Origin of the sequence: Bacillus sp. YC2 (genome assembly GCF_019891195.1) — a bacterium.
Lineage (GTDB): Bacteria > Bacillota > Bacilli > Bacillales > Bacillaceae > Bacillus.
On sequence record NZ_JAHXDO010000008.1, the window covers coordinates 1 to 19,505 of the forward strand.

The 19,505-nt window shown below is 38.5% G+C and carries 16 protein-coding genes; 7 read left to right on the forward strand and 9 right to left on the reverse strand.

What is annotated here, in order from left to right; all coding sequences use genetic code 11:
- Both KY305_RS13485 and KY305_RS20065 read left to right on the forward strand, forming a co-directional pair.
- Positions 1–749: tetratricopeptide repeat protein (locus KY305_RS13485; RefSeq protein WP_223062972.1), on the forward strand; the 749-nt coding region annotated here is incomplete at its 5' end.
- Complete coding sequence (locus KY305_RS20065; RefSeq protein WP_262417764.1) at positions 739–864, forward strand: hypothetical protein; 126 nt, start codon at positions 739–741, stop codon at positions 862–864. The genes KY305_RS13485 and KY305_RS20065, both read left to right, overlap by 11 nt.
- A gap of 900 nt (positions 865–1,764) precedes the next feature.
- On the opposite strand, the gene KY305_RS13490 is transcribed toward KY305_RS20065, so the two are convergent.
- From KY305_RS13490 to lacG, 9 genes are all read right to left on the reverse strand, one after another.
- Positions 1,765–2,268, reverse strand: a complete 504-nt coding sequence (locus KY305_RS13490) for a DinB family protein (protein ID WP_223062973.1) — start codon at positions 2,266–2,268, stop codon at positions 1,765–1,767.
- A gap of 469 nt (positions 2,269–2,737) precedes the next feature.
- A complete protein-coding gene (locus tag KY305_RS13495; RefSeq protein ID WP_223062974.1) occupies positions 2,738–3,883 on the reverse strand; it encodes a glycoside hydrolase family 53 protein in 1,146 nt (381 codons plus the stop codon).
- Positions 3,884–4,045: 162 nt separating this feature from the next.
- Positions 4,046–5,098, reverse strand: a complete 1,053-nt coding sequence (locus KY305_RS13500) for an aldose epimerase family protein (protein WP_223062975.1) — start codon at positions 5,096–5,098, stop codon at positions 4,046–4,048.
- Entirely contained in the window at positions 5,095–6,591 is a 1,497-nt protein-coding gene (gene galT, locus KY305_RS13505; protein WP_223062976.1) for a UDP-glucose--hexose-1-phosphate uridylyltransferase, read from the reverse strand. Before galT ends, KY305_RS13500 begins: the two co-directional genes overlap by 4 nt.
- A gap of 5 nt (positions 6,592–6,596) precedes the next feature.
- Positions 6,597–7,595 carry a UDP-glucose 4-epimerase GalE gene (galE, locus tag KY305_RS13510; RefSeq protein ID WP_223063109.1) on the reverse strand — a complete coding sequence of 333 codons (999 nt, stop codon included), beginning with the start codon at positions 7,593–7,595 and terminating at the stop codon, positions 6,597–6,599.
- A gap of 6 nt (positions 7,596–7,601) precedes the next feature.
- Entirely contained in the window at positions 7,602–8,768 is a 1,167-nt protein-coding gene (locus tag KY305_RS13515) for a galactokinase (RefSeq protein ID WP_223062977.1), read from the reverse strand.
- A 29-nt stretch (positions 8,769–8,797) separates the two neighbouring features.
- Positions 8,798–10,495 carry a PTS lactose transporter subunit IIBC gene (locus tag KY305_RS13520; RefSeq protein WP_223062978.1) on the reverse strand — a complete coding sequence of 566 codons (1,698 nt, stop codon included), beginning with the start codon at positions 10,493–10,495 and terminating at the stop codon, positions 8,798–8,800.
- A gap of 11 nt (positions 10,496–10,506) precedes the next feature.
- Positions 10,507–10,821, reverse strand: a complete 315-nt coding sequence (locus KY305_RS13525) for a PTS sugar transporter subunit IIA (protein ID WP_223062979.1) — start codon at positions 10,819–10,821, stop codon at positions 10,507–10,509.
- A gap of 60 nt (positions 10,822–10,881) precedes the next feature.
- Positions 10,882–12,282 carry a 6-phospho-beta-galactosidase gene (gene lacG / locus KY305_RS13530; protein WP_223062980.1) on the reverse strand — a complete coding sequence of 467 codons (1,401 nt, stop codon included), beginning with the start codon at positions 12,280–12,282 and terminating at the stop codon, positions 10,882–10,884.
- 254 nt (positions 12,283–12,536) lie between these two features.
- Between lacG and KY305_RS13535 the strand changes: the two genes are divergently transcribed.
- The 5 genes from KY305_RS13535 to KY305_RS13555 all read left to right on the forward strand — a co-directional run bounded on the left by KY305_RS13535 (position 12,537) and on the right by KY305_RS13555 (position 19,250).
- Entirely contained in the window at positions 12,537–13,298 is a 762-nt protein-coding gene (locus KY305_RS13535; protein WP_223062981.1) for a DeoR/GlpR family DNA-binding transcription regulator, read from the forward strand.
- A gap of 22 nt (positions 13,299–13,320) precedes the next feature.
- Positions 13,321–14,004, forward strand: coding sequence for an HAD family hydrolase (locus tag KY305_RS13540; protein WP_223062982.1), 684 nt, complete (start codon positions 13,321–13,323; stop codon positions 14,002–14,004).
- A gap of 773 nt (positions 14,005–14,777) precedes the next feature.
- A complete protein-coding gene (locus tag KY305_RS13545; protein ID WP_223062983.1) occupies positions 14,778–18,560 on the forward strand; it encodes an AAA domain-containing protein in 3,783 nt (1,260 codons plus the stop codon).
- Between the two features lie 212 nt (positions 18,561–18,772).
- Positions 18,773–18,922 carry a hypothetical protein gene (locus KY305_RS13550; RefSeq protein ID WP_223062984.1) on the forward strand — a complete coding sequence of 50 codons (150 nt, stop codon included), beginning with the start codon at positions 18,773–18,775 and terminating at the stop codon, positions 18,920–18,922.
- A 34-nt stretch (positions 18,923–18,956) separates the two neighbouring features.
- On the forward strand, positions 18,957–19,250 hold the full coding sequence (locus tag KY305_RS13555) for a hypothetical protein (RefSeq protein ID WP_223062985.1): 294 nt from the start codon (positions 18,957–18,959) through the stop codon (positions 19,248–19,250).
- The last annotated feature ends 255 nt before the right edge of the window (positions 19,251–19,505 follow it).

Consider the following 19,505-nt stretch of genomic DNA (forward strand, 5'->3'; position numbering starts at 1 on the left):
TCGTGCACGTTCATGATGAAATTGAAAAAGCGGAATTTCATTTTAAGCTGGCAGAGGCTTATTACGGTATGAAACAAAGCCATGTTTCCATGCATCACGTCAAACAAGCGTTGGACATTTATAATCAATATGAGCTTTATAAGGTGCGAAAAGTCCAGTGTCTTTTTGTCATATCGGGAAATTATGTTGACTTTAAACGTTATGAAAAAAGTTTACCGCATTTAGAAAAAGCTTTAGAGTTGTCGAAACAATTAAAAAATAATGAAAGGCTGCTCAGTTCAGCTTATTACAACATAGGGAAGAATTACGGAGACTTAGAAGAGTATAAGAAGGCTGAAACCTTTCTGGAAAAAGCTGTGGAGATATCCGAGAAATATAAATTAGGCAACCTTCCGCATTCCTTGTTTACATACGCAAAGTTTCTATTTAAGCAGGGAAAATCAAGCGAAGCGATTCAAGTTAGCAAAAAGGGACTTTCATCAGCGATATACCAAGGAGATAAGCTGTTTGAATCTCTACAGAGATACTTGGAGGCTTTATATATTAATGCTGTAGATCAAATGGGGATCAAAACTACAATTGATTATTTAGAGAAGAATAAAAACTATTCGTATGTAGAAGATATTGCTCTTGATACAGCTGCTGTTTATGCAGAGTCCGAGCAATATGACAAATCATATTATTATCATAAAAAAATGATTCAAACGCAAAAACAAATTCAGAGGGGAGAATGCCTGTATGAATTTTAGAAAAGGCGTATTTATCATTACAGCTGTCATTTTAATTTCCGGAATCGGCCTTACAACATTTGGTGATACAAATGATGGATCATATCAAGTTTCGTCTGACCGGAATCAGACGTGAAAAAGCGAGGTGCCTGTATGAATTTTAAAAAAAGCGTGTTCATTATTCTGGGACTGTCATTGACTTTGGTATCTGGATTCGGAGTAAGCTTAGTAGAAAAACAAAATCAAGATACAATGCAAGCTTCTGACCGTTTTCAAACATGAGCCTTTTCTTCGGAAAAGGTTTTTTTAGTTTCTTCATTATAATGTATCAAAACATCCATCTGCTTTTTTCTTATCCCACCTCGATATGCGCTACCTCATAGCTCGTTCATCTTTCCCGGTTTTCCTTTTCAATTGTTCCATGGAGGGATTTTTCCCGAAGCGGGTCATATTAAAAATAATTCGATACGCTTTACGCTCAAAACCGGCCATTTTGGTTTCATCTCCTTGAACAAATTATATACGAACTAAAGTTCCTTTTTTTCAATGGAGAAAATATTTGAAAGGATGTGAATTCATTCTCTGGTTTTAAATGGAAAATTGTTGGCGAGTTGTTGTCCAAACCTGCCAACAATCATTATTTTTAATCAGAAAAGATCAGATCTTTAATTTGCAACCCCTTGAGGTATAAGTATTTATCAGGTATAAAAATAACAGTTCCGAAGCTAATCGCTATTTTGACAGGGTAGAGGTCGCTGGTTTCAGCTTGCTGGACACTTACACTGGAGTCACAAAAAAGAGGAGTCACAATTTAATTTGATTCCTCTTTTTGTTTGCCTTGTAAAACACCGCTAATAAATGTTGAAGCATCCTTTTCAATGTTTGGCATTAAATGAGAATAGGGGATCTAGCGAAAATGGAAGAAGTCGAATATAGTCACCTTATCAATGAGTTCTTTGTAATCCTGATAGCGCAGCAATGTTTATATCAATGATAAACAGTGTGATAGGTTAACTTCTTTATGTAATTAATTTGATTACATTTGCGGGGGTTCCAAACCGAATTTTTCCCATTCCTCTTTTGCAGGACCGTAAATACCGGGAACAGTTAATCCTGCTTGTCTCATAAGAACCGTCATTTGTCCTCGATGATGATTTTGATGCTGAATCAAAAACATCAAAAGTGAACCATTCGGCAATTGTTGACCAATAAAGTTGATATGTTCTTGAAGTGTATTGTCAGTCCATTGGGTTTTTAATGCCTGTACAAATGCAGTACTGGCTTGATGATAGCTGTCAGCTATAAACTGAGCAGAAGTAGGAACAGGATAATCTTCAGTTGGAGCGTGAAACGTTAAGTCTGTGTTTGAGGTAATGATGTTAATGGCAGCAACAGTATGCCAAGCGATGCGTCCTAAAGTCCAATTTTGTAAGGTTATTTCTTGTTTAAGTGATTCATCAGTCAGGCTATTTAGTAGTTTCTGTGTAGCATCGGATTCGAACTCCCAAGATTTTAAAAAATGGTCTAAGGTTTGAAACACAAGAATCCTCCTTATGATTTTTTTATGAACCTATAGTTACATTATACCTCCCCGTTTAATTGAAAAGAACAACACTTTAGACAAGAATGATCTAAGGGAAAAAGGCATCGCAACATTCTTATTAGCATCACCACTTATTTTAAAGCTCATTTAGAATACATGCATTAATAACAACTGACGACGACAGCAGTCTCAAACAAATAACGAGTATCTTATGGGGATACAAAAGAATGAGACTATATCATATTGATGACTTTAAAATGACTTAGTGGAATTACGCTGGCTGGGTATGATTTTACCCTTAGTGAAAAGAATTTCACGGGCAATCATTTAGACCTGAGCGCAATAGACAAGGCGGAAGGTGATGCGAACAGAAACCATTACTTAAAGATTACAAAAGTATCCGGCAGAGTATGAGTGTAAAACGAAGCAGGCGGCTGCCCGATGCAATTTTGGGCAGCCGCCGGTTTCAAGTGTCATGCATCATCTTTTGTAATTGATCAGTTTTTCCTTTCGCTGCGTCACTAAAAGCATCGATAGCGGTTGTATATCTCAAGACGTTTTTAGAAACTTTGGCAGTCGCGCCTAATGGATAACCATCTGAAAGAACACTTGAGTGGGCCTCGGGTTCCCAATAAAATACTCCGATCCCTTTGCCGTTCGGAACGGCTTTTACTACTTTTATTGTATCGCTGATTGTCCAGTATGAATCTTTAGGGTTATTTTCGTCTCCGCCCAGTTCAACAACCATCACTTCTTTGTTATAGCGTGATGCGATGTCATTTAAATTGGACGATAAATCACAGGTGAGTTCCCAGTAGGGCTTACCTTCCCAATAGGGGTAGAATGAAACACCGATAATATCGGTTTTGCCCCCATTTTTGAAGAATTGATCAAACCACCACCTGAATTGACTGTTGTTTGTCCCGTGTGCTAAATGACTGACCACTTTGGAGGAGGGGCTGGCCGCCTTTACTGCGTCATAGCCTTTATTAAGGAATCCAGTTAATTTACTGAAATCGTTCGTACTGCCATCCGGCAGCATAATCCCTGAGTTCATTTCATTTCCGACCTGCACCCAATCAGGAGAGATGCCATGATTTTTTAATTCACTTATGACATCGTAAGTATGGTTATATACGGCTGTTTGTAACTGGGTATTGGTGTATCCGGCCCATTTGTTCGGCTTAATCTGGTGACCGGGGTCTGCAAAAACATCACTATAGTGGAAGTCAACCATTACCTTCATTCCTAAAGCTTTTGCTCTTTTTGCTGCAGCAAGCACGCCGGCTTTGTCACTATAACCGAGCATTGTCCAGGTTGTGCCGTCTTTCAGCCAATAATAGCTGCTTGGCGGATTCACGAAAACTCTCAGCCTGACGGAATTAATGCCGTGGTCTTTCAGAATCTGTAAAGAATCTGCCGGCTTTCCGTTGTCATCCAGCCAGCGTACCCCTTCATCCTCCATTTGTTTCATCCAGCCTATGTCAGCTCCATAAGCAAAAGGAGCCGCCGCTTCTGCCTTTTGAAAAACATTGAAAATCGCAAAACCAGTGAAAGCAAGAGATAGACAGATGATTTTTATCAAAAAACGTTTTACATGGTTTTTTAACATAAAAATGACCTCCTGGGATATAAAATCTTTATTGCCCCGGCTGCTTCTTGTTTTTACTCTTAAGTCAACCCAGCGATTTTCTGAGAAGAGGGGGGTTCTGTCTTGTTTAATTGGTTTGGCTCGCCGTGTTCTCTAGTAAAAGGCTAATGACATGTCTCTCGTTTATTCAGTTACTTTAAATTGATAAATTGTCCGTGAAGAAAATGGTTTTTCCGGTCTTAACACAATGTCGCCAAAATCTTCGTGATGGATTGCATCAGGCAATGCTTGCGTTTCCATGGTAATCCCGCTGTATTTTCCGGCCGGATAACCGCCGATAGTAAAGTTTCCTTTTAGCTTATTGCCTGAATAAATGACGACTGCATCGGCATCCGTAAACAAATAAACGGCCCGGCCGCTTTTCCCATGGGAAAGAATCGCATCCGGCTCATTTTTTTTATGAGAGAGTACAAAGGGGTGGTCATACCCTTGCTTTACGAATGTAATTTGCTCGTCATTGCTTTCGGCAGCCCGACGAATCGGTGCCGGAGCGGTTAAATCAAAAACGGTGCCGGCTGATGGAATGATGTTTCCGATCGGAATGCCGTCCTCTCTGAGGGGGGCATAAGACTCGCTGTTGACAAAGAGGTGATGATCTAAAATCGTCTCCTTGACAGATCCCGATAAATTAAAGTAAATGTGATTGGTTGGATTATAAAGGGTTGGTTTGTCTGTTTCCGCATGGTAATCGATGACCCACTCATCATTATTTGTCAGCGTATAAGCAGTGACGGCATGAAGCGTTCCTGGATAACCATTTTCTCCGTCCGGACTGGTGTAACGAAAAACGAGTGAAACACTATTTTCATTGATGCTTGTTTCCGCGCCCCAGATTTTTTTGCTGAAATTGTGTTTTCCGCCATGAAGATGATTATTTCCCTCATTTTGATCAATAACGAACGGTTTTCCGTCAATTTCAAATTGGCCGTCTGCTATCCGTCCGGCCACCCGTCCGACATGAGCTCCAAAATACGGCGAGTATGTCAAATAGTCTTCAAGCGTCCGAAAGCCTAAACTGATATTTTCTAAATTGCCCTTCGAATCTTTCATTTCGATAGATGTGACTATTGCTCCGTAATTCAAAGCTCTGAGTGTTAACCCGTTGTCATTTTCAAGGGCATATTCGACAACTTCTTCGTTTTCAAGATGTCCAAAAATTGTTTTCGTGATTTTCACTTTTTGGCACCATCCTCAAGTAATTTTGTGAATCGTTTAAAAGCATGAATTCCATCGTCCGTCATTTTAAACACACCTGCATCAGTCAGTACGCGTAAAAATACATTCGCTACTTCTGTTTGTAAGACAGCGGTTACATTTTCGGGAGTAACGTCATACTCCATTTTGATTTTTTCAGCCCACGATCGATGGATTTCTTTTATATCATGTGATGCATTCAGCAAATACTTTTCTACTTCCAGTAGCTCGTTTTTAAGCCGCGGCGGTAAAACGGCCAGCCCCATCACTTCAATCAAACCGATATTTTCTTTTTTTATGTGCTGAACATCTTGATGCGGATGAAAAATTCCATCAGGGTATTCTTCAGTCGTGCGATTATTTCTGAGGACGAGATCCATTTCAAAATCTGTTCCCCGGCGTCTTGCGATGGGGGTAACGGTATTATGCCATTCACTTGTTTTAGCAAGGATGTTAACGGCTTCATCTGTATAAGTGCGCCACTTTTCAAGAACGGCAGCTGCCGCATCTGTCAGCATGTCCGGATCTTTTGCCCGGAGGCGAATAACTGACATCGGCCATTTCACGACACTTGCCTGAACTTGCGGAAAATGCTGCATTTCAAAAGGGTAAAGGGACTCCGCCTTTGCCATTGCAAAATGATGGGCTCCGCCTTGATAGTGATCATGGGAAAGAATCGATCCTCCTACGATGGGTAAATCTGCATTTGAGCCGACAAAATAATGCGGAAATTTCTCCGTAATCAAAAGGAGCTTTCTGAAACTGTCACGATTGATTTTCATCGGTTTGTGCACGCTTGACAGAAAAATCGCATGCTCGCCATAATACGCATATGGGGAATATTGAAATCCCCATTTTTCGCCGGCTAAGTCAAATCGAATGATGCGATGATTCGAACGCGCGGGGTGATTTAATCTTCCGGCATATCCTTCGTTTTCCATGCAAAGCGGACATTTCGGATAGCCGCCCGCCGGACTGTTTTTCACCGCGGCGATTTCTTTAGGGTCTTTTTCCGGCTTTGATAGATTGATTGTGATTTCGAGTTCTCCAAAAGGCGTTTTTGAACTGTAAACAATATTTTTTTGAATCGCACGCGTTTTAATATAATCATTGTTCTTACTCAGCTGATAAAAATAATCTGTTGCTTTTTTCGGGTGATCTAAAAACAGTTCGTTAAATTTGGCATTGATAAACGAAGGCGCCGGTGTAATGACATCCATTATTTTGCTTTCTAACATTTCTTTTTCAGCCAGTGTATCGTTAATAATTGCTCGCTTCACCGCATCTTCGACCATTTCGTCCAGACAGTGAAGGCGGCTTTGTTTTTTTATCCGCTTGGGCTCTGTATAATCTGTCAGTCTGAGTAAATCAAGAAGCCGATTTCGTTTGTAGATAACATCCGTTTCGTCCATATCACCTGAGGCGATACTGGCTTGTAAAAACCCTGCCACTGATTCAAAAATCACGATTACCATCCACCTTAATTGAATTCATCATTGTATCCGTTTGGATGCCCTTGATGCCATTTCCATGCAGTTCCGATGATTTCCGAGACACTTGTATGTTTCGGATTCCATCCCAAAATGTTTCTTGCTTTATCGCTTGAGGCAATAAGTGTACTTGGATCTCCTGCTCTTCTTTCCGCGACTTTTGTTTTAATTTCCCTGCCAGTCACTTCACGTGCAGTTTCCGCCATCTGCATGACTGTAAATCCCGTGCTGGAACCTAAGTTGAAAATGTTGCTGGCCCCGCCGTTCTTCAAGTATTCCAGCGCGAGAATGTGGGCATCGATTAAATCAACGACATGGATATAGTCGCGTACGCACGTGCCGTCCTTTGTATTGTAGTCATTACCGAATATCGAAAGCTCCTCACGCTGACCGAGCGCTGTTTGTAAAATAATAGGGACAAGGTGTGTTTCGGGTTTGTGATCTTCGCCGATGGAGCCGTCCATTTTCGCTCCGGCAACATTAAAATACCGGAGAGAAACATATTTTATACCGAAGGCAATATCGCACCATTTCATCATTTTTTCCATTATGAGTTTTGTATCGCCATATGCGCTTTCTGGATTCGTCGGCATTTCTTCTGTAATGGGTACACGCTCAGGTTCGCCGTAGACAGCGGCGGAAGAAGAGAATATAATGTTTTTTACTTCGAATTCCTTCATCACTTCCAGTGTAATTTGTGTACCGTAAATATTATTATTGAAGTAGGAAAGGGGAGTTTTCATAGATTCGCCGACAAGGGAATGAGCCGCAAAATGGAGCACCCCTGTCACGCTCTCTTTTTCAAAAACAGAGCGAAGAAACTTTTTATCGCGAATATCACCGTGATAGAACCGTGCTTTTTCATGAACGGCTTTTCTATGGCCTGTCTGCAAATTATCCACTGCTGCCGTTTCATATCCTTTGTTAATTAACTGATCGACGGCATGAGAACCAATATAACCTGCTCCGCCCAGAACCAGAACTGTCATCATCTATTACTCCTTCCATTTATCCGCTCCATCACTAATATCTGCTATGTAAAATGAAGCTTCGTGTCCTGTATGATCAAGATATTTAGATGAAACGCCCCGGATAAAGCTGTCGGTTTTTTCGCTTTCCACGATCGCTATTGCACAGCCGCCGAAACCCGCGCCTGTCATTCTTGCTCCGAGGGCTCCTTCTTCCCAGGCTGTTTCTGCTAATATGTCTAATTCGGCACCCGTTACTTCATAATCATCACGCAAAGATCTGTGTGACGCATTTATCAGTTCCCCAAAGGTTTTTAAATCGTTCGCTTTTAATGCTTTTGCGGCTAAGAGGGTCCGTTCATTTTCGCTGACCCCGTGACGGGCTCTTTTACGCAACGTTTCACAAGACAGATAAGTTTCCAATTTTTCGAACTCTTTCACTGTAAGCTGTGCAAGTGAGTTCACTTTCTGATATTGCTGCAGTTCCAAAAGAGCCGCTTCACATTCAGAGCGGCGCTCATTATATTTTGAAGCCGCAAGCTCCCGGCGCTTGTTCGTGTTCATGATGACGATTTTATATCCATCTAAAACAACCGGTATCATTTCATATTCAAGCTTTTCGCAATCCAATAGAATGGCCATATCTTTTTTTCCTTTTTGTACCGCAAACTGATCCATAATTCCGGAATTGACACCGATAAATTCATTTTCAACTTTTTTTCCGGTTAACACTAAATCATGATCAGAAAGATCCAGGTCAAATATGTCTCTTAAGACAACGCCTGTCAGCATTTCAATTGAAGCAGAGGAACTTAATCCGGCGCCGTTCGGGATATTCCCGTTAAAGAAAATATCCAATCCGCTGTCTATTTTATGGCCGGCTTCTTGCAGGTAACGAATCATTCCCTTCGGATAATTGGTCCAGTTATCTTCTTTTTTGTAAGCTGTATCGTGAAGGTCGAAACATACCATGCCGATGTCCGGGAAGTTTTCCGAGTAAAGCCGAATTTGATGATCCTCCCGTTTCGCACATGCAGCATATGTCCCGAGTGTAATGGCGCATGGAAGAACATGCCCGCCAATATAATCCGTATGCTCCCCGATAAGGTTAATCCGTCCCGGTGCGAAAAATAATTCTCCGTCCTGCCGATTGAAAACGTCTTCGAATTTTGTTTTCAAAAGTTTTGTTTCCATGACAAGCCTCCAATTTTACAGTCTGATTTTTATTCAGCGGTATGTTCCAGTATGAATTTAATAGCTTTTTCCGAATTTCTGGTGAGGTTGATATATTCTGCACCCTTTGTGGCGACGAGTTTAATTTGTAAGCGGTCTGTATCTTCTTTAATGTCATCATAATAAGAGCCTACTTGCGGAGCTAGAATGACAATATCGAAGTCTTTCAAGATGTCGTAATGAGATCCGTAGGCGCCTGCTGAGGCAGTGATCGGCACATTGTATTCTTCAGCGCCTTCTGTCAGTGCGTTAGCAAGCATGGCGCTCGTTCCTGCGCCTGCGCATAATACTAAAACATTGGTGCTTTGTTCCAGGGCCGGTGAAGATTCTTTCATTTGAAGATTTGTATCTATGACAGAGGCTGTATCTTCTGCTGCCTGTGCTGTGTGAGAAGTTTCAGCAGCAATTTCCGATTCAGTATTTTTGGCTTCTCTTGCCGCTAATTCGCTGTCATAAGCTTTACAGAATGGAAGATAAATAAGGAAATCGACGATAATTAATACGGCTGCAAGAATAAAAGCCGAGAGTCCCATACCGGTTCCGAGAATCAGGCCGATTGGTGCAGGCGTTGCCCATGGAAGAACATACATAAAGCTGTTCATTCCGATCACATCAACAAAAAACTTAAACAAGCAGACATTAACCATCGGTGTTAAAATAAATGGGATGAAAAAATAAGGATTTAAAATCATTGGTGCAGCAAAGAGAAGAGGTTCGTTCACTGCAAAAGATACTGGTACTACAGACGCTTTTCCGACTGCTTTCAATTGTTTGGATTTTGCAACAAGAAGGAAAATAAATGGAACAACAAGGGTTGCGCCGGTTCCTCCCATTGTGCCGACGAAGTTTCCAAGTCCGACTGTCAGCACGTTGGATGCTTGTTCACCGGCATTATGAAGCTGCAAGTTTGCTTCCACATTTGCATAAATAATAGCCGCGATAGCCGGCTCTACAATAGAAGGCCCGTGTACGCCGACAAACCAGAAAAGGGCCATCATCCCCCAAATCATACAGATTCCCAGATAACCATCAGCAGCAGTAAACAACGGTGATAGCAGAGCAGTGAGAGCTTCTGCGAAAGACACGTTCAGCATATTTCTGACGATTAAATCTATGATCACCATTGTCAGTACGGAAAAGGCGAACGGAAAGACATCTTTAAACGTTTGTGAAATGGTTCCCGGAACTTCTTTGGGCATTTTAATTGTGATATTTTTCAGCACGCAGAATTTATAAACATTCACCGTAATAAATGCAGAGACAAAAGCAGCTAAAAGACCTTTTGTACCTAAATATTCTGTTGAAAAACCGCCGTCAATTTGAGTAACGCTTAAAACAAGAAACCCAACAATAGAAGCAAGCATCGCGGAGGGGGAGTTCATCACTTTGTTTTTTGGCAATCTGCGGTTCATTGATTCACTCAGACATCTTGCTGTGGTTGCCGAAACAATCAGACCAAGGGCTCCCATTGAATAGTTATACACTTTCCAGAGCCATTTGGATACGCTTTCAGGGAAGGAGAAGCCCAATACTTCCGGTACAGCAGCAATTAGAATAAAAATACTTGCAAACAAAATGACAGGCATGGCGGTTAAGAAGCCGTCACGGATCGCCCCTAAATAAATGTTTCTAGAGATTTTTTCGAAAAAGGGTTTTCCCTTTTCGATTTGCTTGATGATACCGTTCATTATTCCACTCCTTATTGGCGGCTTCGATAGAGCTCTATAAAATCTTGGATGAGATCCCGAATAAGCAGAGTTGTCATTAAGTGGTCTTGCCCGTGTATAAAAATAAAACCTAATTCCATGTCTTTGCCTTGGGCTTCTTCCGCTAAAATTTTCGTTTGCGCATTGTGGGCGAGATGTAAATTTTCATCGGCACTTTCTAATCCTGTTTCCACATTTTCGAAGTTTCCGGCACGCACTTCTTTTAGTAATGTTAATAGCGTGCTTCTGGCATCTCCGGCATAAGCCACAATTTCAAAACCGAGCATTTGTAATTCTTCTTTAGTCACTAAAAAAACCTCCTAAGGCAACACATGATGAAAAGAGATCCTTTTCACCATGTATCATCATTAAATAATCGTTTTTGTTTCACTCACCAGTTTGTACCAGTAGGCGGATTCTTTCGGATATCGTTTCTGAGTTTCGAAATCGACATAGAAAAGACCGTAACGTTTGTTATATCCGTTTGTCCAAGAAAATAAATCCATTAAGGACCATAAGAAATACCCTTTCACATTGACGCCGTCAGTAATCGCTTTACTGATCGCTTCTAAATACACTTTTAAGTATTCGATTCTTGCTTTATCCATAATGATGCCGTCTTCAAATTCGTCCTTATACCCCATGCCATTTTCGGTAATGTAAATTTTGTTATACTGCGGATAATCTTGTTTAATACGCATCAGGATGTCGTACATTCCTTCAGGGTAGATGAGCCAGTCCCAATCGGTTCTTTTCAGCCCTTCTTTGTAGATTCTTTCGCCGATCCCTTTTACTTTATAAACCGAAGTGCCTTTGTCTCCGGTTCCGTTATGGTGAATCATGGTTTCTCCGTTGTACGCTTTAACGAAATGGCATTGATAATGATTAATGCCGAGATAATCATTTCGCGTTGAAGCCTTTTTCATGATTTCAAAATCGCTGTCTAAAAACTCGTATGAAGCTCCATTTGCTTGACAGATTTCATTTAGAGCAAGCATGGTTTCCTCTGAATAGTAACCGAGGTAAGTTGCATCGAGGAGGAGTCTGACTGATAGCGCATCATCAAGGAAACAGGCGTGGCGATCTTCTTCTGAGTCACTGGCGGGATATTTTGTCTCCAGCGAGTGAACGACGCCGATTTCGCCAGGATAGCTGCCCTCCTTGAATAGGTTAACGGTCATTGCGTGCGCCACCATCATATTATGTAAGCATTGAATGACCTTTGTGAGATCGCTTTCAATAGACGGCGGAAAAACACCCAGTAAATACTGGTTAGTGGCTACGGGATAAATTTCATTAAAAGTACTCCAATATCTGACTTCGGTAAATTCTTCGAAACAAAACTCCGCATAGTTAACAAACGCTTCTATTGTGTCACGATGTAAAAAATCGCCTTTATCGAATAATTCTTTCGGTGTATCGAAATGATGAAGCGTGACAAAAGGAGTGACATTTCGTTTTTGGCATTCTGCGAATATATGATGATAGTAATCTACGCCTTCCTGATTGACTTCACCCGTGCCGTTCGGAAAAATTCTTGTCCAGGCAATGGAAAGCCGGATGCCGTTAATTCCGAATTTTTCACATAACTTTATATCTTCCGGATATTGACGGTAAAAATCACTCGCCGGATCAGGGCTGAATCTTCCTTGTTTTTCAAGAAATTCATCCCAGGCAACAGGTCCTTTGCCGCCTTCTTTTGTTGCGCCTTCTGCTTGATACGCTGCAGTCGCGCCGCCTAAAATAAAATCATGAGGTAATTTGAGCATTACTGGAATCCTCCTCAAAACAATGTAAAAATTAAGTTTATTAATGTTTACAATTGTTATCTTTTGTTTAATAGTAAACGCATACATTTTTGTTGTCAATAGTTTCATTGAGAAATGAAGGCTCTAATTATAGATTTAGTGCTGATTTTAATTGGCGTGACAGAGTTTGTAAAGATGTTCATTTGTGTTTGTTTTTGTTGACCGGAGTTTGCGCGTGTGTTAAATTGTGTTTAAAGTTAAGGGGATGATTGAACATGTTAAAAAGAGAACGATTATTAAAAATCATCGATATCGTTAACTCCCGAGGGTTTGTTACGGTGAGTGACATTATTGACGGACTGGATGTTTCCGACATGACAGTCAGAAGAGATTTAGATGAACTTGATAAAGCCGGGAAAATTGTGCGTATTCACGGCGGCGCCCAGAGTATTTCTTACTCAATTGATCAGGAATTATCGCATCACGAAAAACTCGGCGTTCAAATGGAGGAAAAAAGTACAATTGCAGAACTGGCAGCATCCTATATTAACGACGGCGATACCATTTTTCTGGGGCCGGGTACGACAATTGAACTTTTAGCTAAACACCTTTTACATAAACGAATCCGAATTATTACCAATAACTATCCTGTGTTTGATATTTTAAAGCATGGTGATGTTGCCGATATTATCTTGATTGGCGGCGACTTCAGAAAAAATACAGGTGCATTCGTCGGTCCCATCGTCAACGGCAATCTGCAAAAATTCAATTTTACAAAGGCGTTCATTAGTGCAAATGGTATACATAATGATGAAATTTCTTCTTACAGCATTGAAGAAGGAGAAGCACATCAAATTGCGCTGAATAATTCGAGAACTAAATTTCTGCTGGTTGATAATAAAAAATTCAACCGGGAAGATTTTTACGTTTTTTATAATTTGCATGATATGGATTACCTGATTACAGATGATAAAGTGATGAAGGATGTTCAAATCCATTACGAACAATATGTAGATGTCAAAATCGCAAAAAAATAAAATAAGGCAGGGGGGCGATTCAATGAAAGGGATTATTTTTGATTTCAACGGCACTATGTTTCAAGATTCGCATTTACATGAAAAAGCATGGTTTTTCATGGTAAAGAAGTATTCGCCAAAAGCGATTTCGGATAAAGACATTTTAATTAACATTCATGGAAGAACGAACAAGGAAATTCTTACTTATTTTATTTCGAAAGATTTAACAAATGAGGAAATCGAAAAAATGTCTTTTGAAAAAGAAGCCTATTATAGAGAATTATGCCTTAAAAACAAAGATGAACTAAGGCTGACAAAGGGACTTGCGGATATATTGAACCAGCTGAAAAAATCAGAAATGCCAATGACCATTGCGACCGCTACGGTAAAGGAAAATGTTGAATTTTACTTTGACGTTTTTCATTTAGACCAGTGGTTTGATTTTGACAAAGTAACGTTTGATGACGGAAGCTTTCCCGGCAAACCGGCACCGGACATATTTATGATTGCGTCGAGTAAATTAGGCCTTATGCCAAACGAATGTTTAGTCATTGAAGATGCCTTCTCAGGACTTACAGCGGCTAAGAAAGCAGGCATCGGCAAGATTATTGCCATTGATCCATTGGGAAAAAACCGCTCGTTATTTGAGGAAAAGCAACTGGCGAGCGGTGGGATTATCACTGATTTTACTGCGTTTTTTGATGTAATTGCTGGTTCATCTGTTTGAAAAAATTATACGGTACCGGATCTCTTTTTGAGTATTGGGAGGACGCATGAGGTTTCTTGAATCCGGGGATAGCTCCCGAAAGGATAAGCTTTAAATAAATTATTTTTATTGTCATTGTCATTACTCGAGAGAGGAGAGTTAAGCTGAAAGATCCCGCAAAATAAATTGTGAATAAAACTAAATCTCTTATTAGAGACGTATAAAAAAACCTGATTATCCCCTTGTACAACAAGGGTTTTTTCTTTTTTCTTGGGTAAACTAAGTATAAATTCACTAGTAGTTGCAGACTGTTTGGAGAAATTGATTCAACTTTTAAATTATTGAACAATCTTTCTAGAGGAATGGTAATATTTGAATGTTGTGTTTTTTTAATCAATTTCTTTTTTTATTGCGTGACCATACAATTATTGGGGGTTGTACAGTGATACAGCTTTTCCTATTTTGGTTCCTAAAACTTACGATTAACAAACATAGCTTAATAAATCATCATAACACTTGGGGTAAAAACATAAAATAACCCAATTTTTTTTGTGATTGAATACTTTTCGATCTGCTTGATTTTTAGTTTCTTTATTAACTTTGTGAATAGAGCCTTCATTCCTATCTATAACACCTTGATTTTCGCTTCAAATATGCTTTGCTCTCACTGTAGCCTTAAATGCTGAAACTTAAATGACGATATAAAAATTAAACCTGAAAAGTGTATTTTTTTAAAAGCTTTAATTAATGTAACAAATATATTGAATAAAAAAAATTTAGTGAGGTTATTGAAAATGTTGTTGGAAAACATTTTGGATTATTATTGTGAGTATGAAGCAAATGAGCGTTTTATGAACAGCTCTTTAAAAAATATAAAAGGCAGTGATTTTTCAGAGAGTATTTTAAATAATCCTGCAAAAATTGAATCAGCTCTTTTCCATAAAAAATGTGACAAGATAAACGATTACATCATTTCAAAAGTTAAGAAAGGTTTCATTACCTTACTAACAGACAAAGAGATCGTAAAGACTGCCGTTAAAGATTGTTTGCTAGAGAACAATAAACAAATTCTATATGAGAAATTGAGGTTTAAGATAAAGAGAGTAGAAGAAGAATGTGATAAATATTTAAATGAGATACTGGAAGAAAAAGATATAATTATTTGTTATCCATTGCTTGAAAAAGAAAAGCAGAAGCAGCCTATGCTGACATTTAATGTGGAAATTAAAGAAGGACATATATTAGTACAGGACTTTAGTTTAGCAAAAAACTGCCTGTTAATTATTATAGCTGAGGCAACCGAAAATAATGTGGAAGAGATTGAAGATTTATACAAAGATGAGATTAAACAGCTGATAGAGAGAATACATAATATACAAGGACAGACAAACCTTTACGAGATTATCTCGATTATTGAAGATTTAATTCAGCAGATGTTTAAAAAAAGACAATCAATTCTGTCCTTTAAAGAATATAAAGGTTGGTGCAAAGTTAATAAAGTATTTATAACGACCGATGGACTTAATGAAATTATCGACTCTGAGTTTAGAAACGAAATGAAACTAATAAAAGAAAAAGTAAAGGATGAAGTCCCGCCACAAACCTTTATGAAATATTTGGGGATTTATCCTGACCGAAAAAAGATTCATTATGAATCCATAAAAGATGAATTCAAATTCCATTTTGGAAGCTATAACGATAAATATGCAATTAATAGAAAGCAATGGGATGTTGTTGTAAATGCGGAAAACAATCAATTGTTATCAGTCAACGGGCCGCCGGGAACTGGAAAAACAACTCTTTTAAAAGAGATTATTGCTGATCAGTTAGTAAAAAAAGCAAATGACTTAATCTTAATTTGGAATCAGGATTGGAACGTCATTAACAAAGGAACAAAACGCCAAGTATTTCAATCTCCTTTCGGCGGTGAGAATTTGCGTTCAATGGTTATAACCAGTACGAATAACAAAGCCGTTGATAATATTGGAAAAGAACTTCTTGAAGAAATTCCTTATTTTCATAAATATATAACAAATCGGCAGCAAACAGATATTAAAGGGCTTATATGCGCAAGGCTCGGAAAAAAAGAGAATGTGGAAATGTTTAAAGATCAAGTAATGGGTGTATTGATTGATGGTCTAAAAGTTGATCAAGGGTCTGAAAATGAAGAAGTTATTGTTGGGGAATTCAAAAATGTTTATAGCAGATTATTGTCATTAGAAGAAAAGTTAAAACATTTTCTAAAAGAGCAAAAAGCAATGGTGTCAAATGGACTTAAGGATAAATCCCTTAAAGCATTAGAAGGAGAATATGAAAGCCTGCAGCAAGCGAAAATTTCAAAAGGAGAATTAATCAGCCAATGTAAGCAAAGGATAATAGAATTAAAAGAAAAGATAAAGAAAAGCCAAGTTCACATAGAGTATTTACAACATTCCTTACAACAAAACGAAGAGAAGAAAAAATCACTTTATATCGCCTTTGAGCAATTTGATCGTTATAAGAAATTCAACCCTTTCAGCATTTTGTCCAAAAAAAGAAAACAATTTTTAAAGATGTTTCCGTCAAAACTGGATATTGAGGATACATTGAAACAGACAGAGCATAAGCTAATCTATGATTTAGCTAGGCTTAATAATGAACATAAAGAATATGAATCGATATACTCAGAGATTCAAAAAGGAAATCAAAAGATAACAGTTTTACAAAAAGACTTTGCTCACATTGAACTTAAGCAAGATGCGCTCCATAATGAATACGTCATTCTTCAGAATTTTAATTCTTGCAAAAAAGAACTAGAAAAGGATTTGGGTTTTACGCTTAGAGACACTGATGATGTTTATAGCCTTGTAAATTCTACAGTAGTCATAAAACTACGAAAACGACTGTTTGATCTTTCATTGCAAGTCCATGAAGCATATATAAAAAAACATCAAAAAGCAATTACGGAAAACCTTGAAAAAATAACTGAAGACAACAGGTGGTTTTCTTCCTTTTATAATCCTGAACAAAAGTTTCAGCAAGACTTTAAAAAGGGTTTGAAAGCATTATGGGAAACCTTATTTATTTGCTTTCCAGTTGTAACAACAACTTTACATTCATTTCATTCTAAAAACTTCCATATGATCAGTGAGTTATTTGATCACCTGTTAGTTGATGAAGCGGGTCAAATTCTTCCTCATTATTTAATTGGTCCATTGTATCGAGCAAGAAAAGCGATTATTGTTGGTGATGTTCATCAATTAGAGCCAATAAGATTACAAAACAATAATTTAATTGAAAAATATAATCAAATCGATGAAGAAGTAAAACGAAAAATTTGTATTGAAAGAAATAGTGTACAAAGTTATTCAGACAATCAGTCTGATATCTATGAAAAATTTGATGCAAAACATGCCGGAATTATACTCAATGAACATAGAAGATGTGAAAATAGCATTGTTCAGTTTTCTAATCAATATGTTTATAGTAGGAAGCTGAAAATTGTAAATGAAGATAACCATCAAAAAATGTTTGGGCGAAATTTAGTAGCTTTTGACGTAAGAGGTATTCAAAGAAAAGATAATACAAACCTTTTGGAGGTAACAGTTTGTAAAAGGATCATTGATAATTTTATAGAGGAGTATGGTGAATCATTCAAAACTGACATTGCTATTATTACACCATTCAAAAATCAAGCAGAAAAGCTAAAGAAGGAAATAAAAGGTATCGATATTGGGACTGTTCATACATTCCAGGGACAGGAGAAGAAAGTGATTATTATTTCCGCTTCCATCGACAACATCAGTAAAGTTAAATTCATAGGTGGTACAGCGAATCTGCTGAATGTCGCATTTACCAGAGGAAAAGAGCAGGTGATATATGTTGGAAATGTTCAGGCAGCACTTGATTCTAATAATTATTTAAAATTAGCAATGACTGTAATAAGAGAGCGAGGATTCATATATTCAATTTACAATAACTCTTTAAACATTAATCAAGACGGTTTACAACTCGAAAAGGCTTTAAAAATATTCAGTGACGAAATAAAGTACACATTAACTTCACAAATAGGGCTTTATATAAAACAGTATGTTAAAAGCGGCATACTATTGGGGCCGAAAGAGCACTACAAGTTCCTATGTGAAGCGTTAAAGAGAGCAGAAAGGTCAATTACAATTATTTCGCCATGGATTACAAATTACGTCGTAAACGGGGAATTTTTCACGTTGCTCCATGAGACTTTAAATAGGGGAGTAAAAGTGAAAGTCATGTTCGGTTTTGAGGAAACGGGTTTGTCGTTAGATAAATTGGGGAAAATAGTCGATATAGATAATAAGAATGCTAATCAAGGTACAAAAAAAGCTTTAGAATATTTATATCATACTTTGGGAAATCAGCTTATTTACTGTCCGCCTTTGCATACAAAATTAATATTAATTGATGATGGATTTTTAATAATCGGATCACATAATTGGCTGTCTAATAATGGTCAGAAAAGGGCGAAAGATGAAGTGAGCTGCATCTTGACAAATCCGCAATATATTCACTATATAAAAGAACATTATTTGGCTAAGAAAAATAAAAAGGTACAACAGTAGGTCTTTTCATTTAGGGAATAATCAAGGTGGTTAGAGACAAATTTTCATGACTCTAGCCATTTTTTCGAGGATTGTTTTGAAAATGCTTCTTTAAAAAGATTAATATATTTACACAAGAAAGCAAGACAATATGAAATTACAAACGACATCCCTATACCTATGCCTGCGATTTTTACAATTGGGAAAACTCCGGTTCCAACAGACACTGCCTATTGCCGGAATCCTGGAGGCTGTTTATCGTTTCGGTATTTTACGATTCATTCGGGTTTGAGTCTAAAGATAATCCGTATTCGTCCGTTACGTTATCAGCAAAAGACTGGGTGATGGTGAAGGAGCTATTTTTCAGCTGGGTGATCCTATAATTCTCAAGTTTTTCCTATATCGTGGTGACGTCTCTTGCGGGGACGAAATGGGCGCGGGGACGCTGATGAGGCTTGCAAAGAGGCGGCGTTTTCAGCAGCCTATTGCCAATACATAGAATTTCTCACGATACCTCAGCTGTATCAACCTGCTCCTGTCCTCGATGAACTGTGCAGGGGCATTGCGATTACCCTGCCTGATGAAATCGCGATACTCGGTAAAATGGCTGTGAGGGGAGTGCCGTTGTTATTTTTTTTGAATCAGGATAAGCGGTTCACCTTTACTGAGATGCTGACGGTGAAGATGTTTTTTTTAGATTCGAAGAGGTAATGGCCGCCGAAAAAGACAAGCCGGTTTGCGGGTTTCATCCTGTTTTTTGTAATAATTATTCTTCAATGACACCTTTTTCTCCCGTGCCGTAAAAAAGAGAAACACGCTCTCCGTTTTTTTCAAAGGTTTTGATAAGTCCCTCCTGCCCCTTAAGTTTCCAGCCTTTTTCGGCGCTGCCCAATTGGGATAAACCGCTTGGGCCTTCTTCTTCTCTTGCGAAACATTATGTATTTTCTTTTTTCATATTCCTTTGTT

What these genes read in the sequence shown, in the direction of transcription:
- KY305_RS20065 (WP_262417764.1), top strand. Translation starts at nt 739, where the DNA reads ATGAATTTTAGAAAAGGCGTATTTATCATTACAGCTGTCATTTTAATT.
- KY305_RS13495 (WP_223062974.1), bottom strand. Translation starts at nt 3,883, where the DNA reads ATGTTAAAAAACCATGTAAAACGTTTTTTGATAAAAATCATCTGTCTA.
- galT (WP_223062976.1), bottom strand. Translation starts at nt 6,591, where the DNA reads ATGGTAATCGTGATTTTTGAATCAGTGGCAGGGTTTTTACAAGCCAGT.
- galE (WP_223063109.1), bottom strand. Translation starts at nt 7,595, where the DNA reads ATGACAGTTCTGGTTCTGGGCGGAGCAGGTTATATTGGTTCTCATGCC.
- KY305_RS13515 (WP_223062977.1), bottom strand. Translation starts at nt 8,768, where the DNA reads ATGGAAACAAAACTTTTGAAAACAAAATTCGAAGACGTTTTCAATCGG.
- KY305_RS13520 (WP_223062978.1), bottom strand. Translation starts at nt 10,495, where the DNA reads ATGAACGGTATCATCAAGCAAATCGAAAAGGGAAAACCCTTTTTCGAA.
- lacG (WP_223062980.1), bottom strand. Translation starts at nt 12,282, where the DNA reads ATGCTCAAATTACCTCATGATTTTATTTTAGGCGGCGCGACTGCAGCG.
- KY305_RS13535 (WP_223062981.1), top strand. Translation starts at nt 12,537, where the DNA reads ATGTTAAAAAGAGAACGATTATTAAAAATCATCGATATCGTTAACTCC.
- KY305_RS13540 (WP_223062982.1), top strand. Translation starts at nt 13,321, where the DNA reads ATGAAAGGGATTATTTTTGATTTCAACGGCACTATGTTTCAAGATTCG.
- KY305_RS13545 (WP_223062983.1), top strand. Translation starts at nt 14,778, where the DNA reads ATGTTGTTGGAAAACATTTTGGATTATTATTGTGAGTATGAAGCAAAT.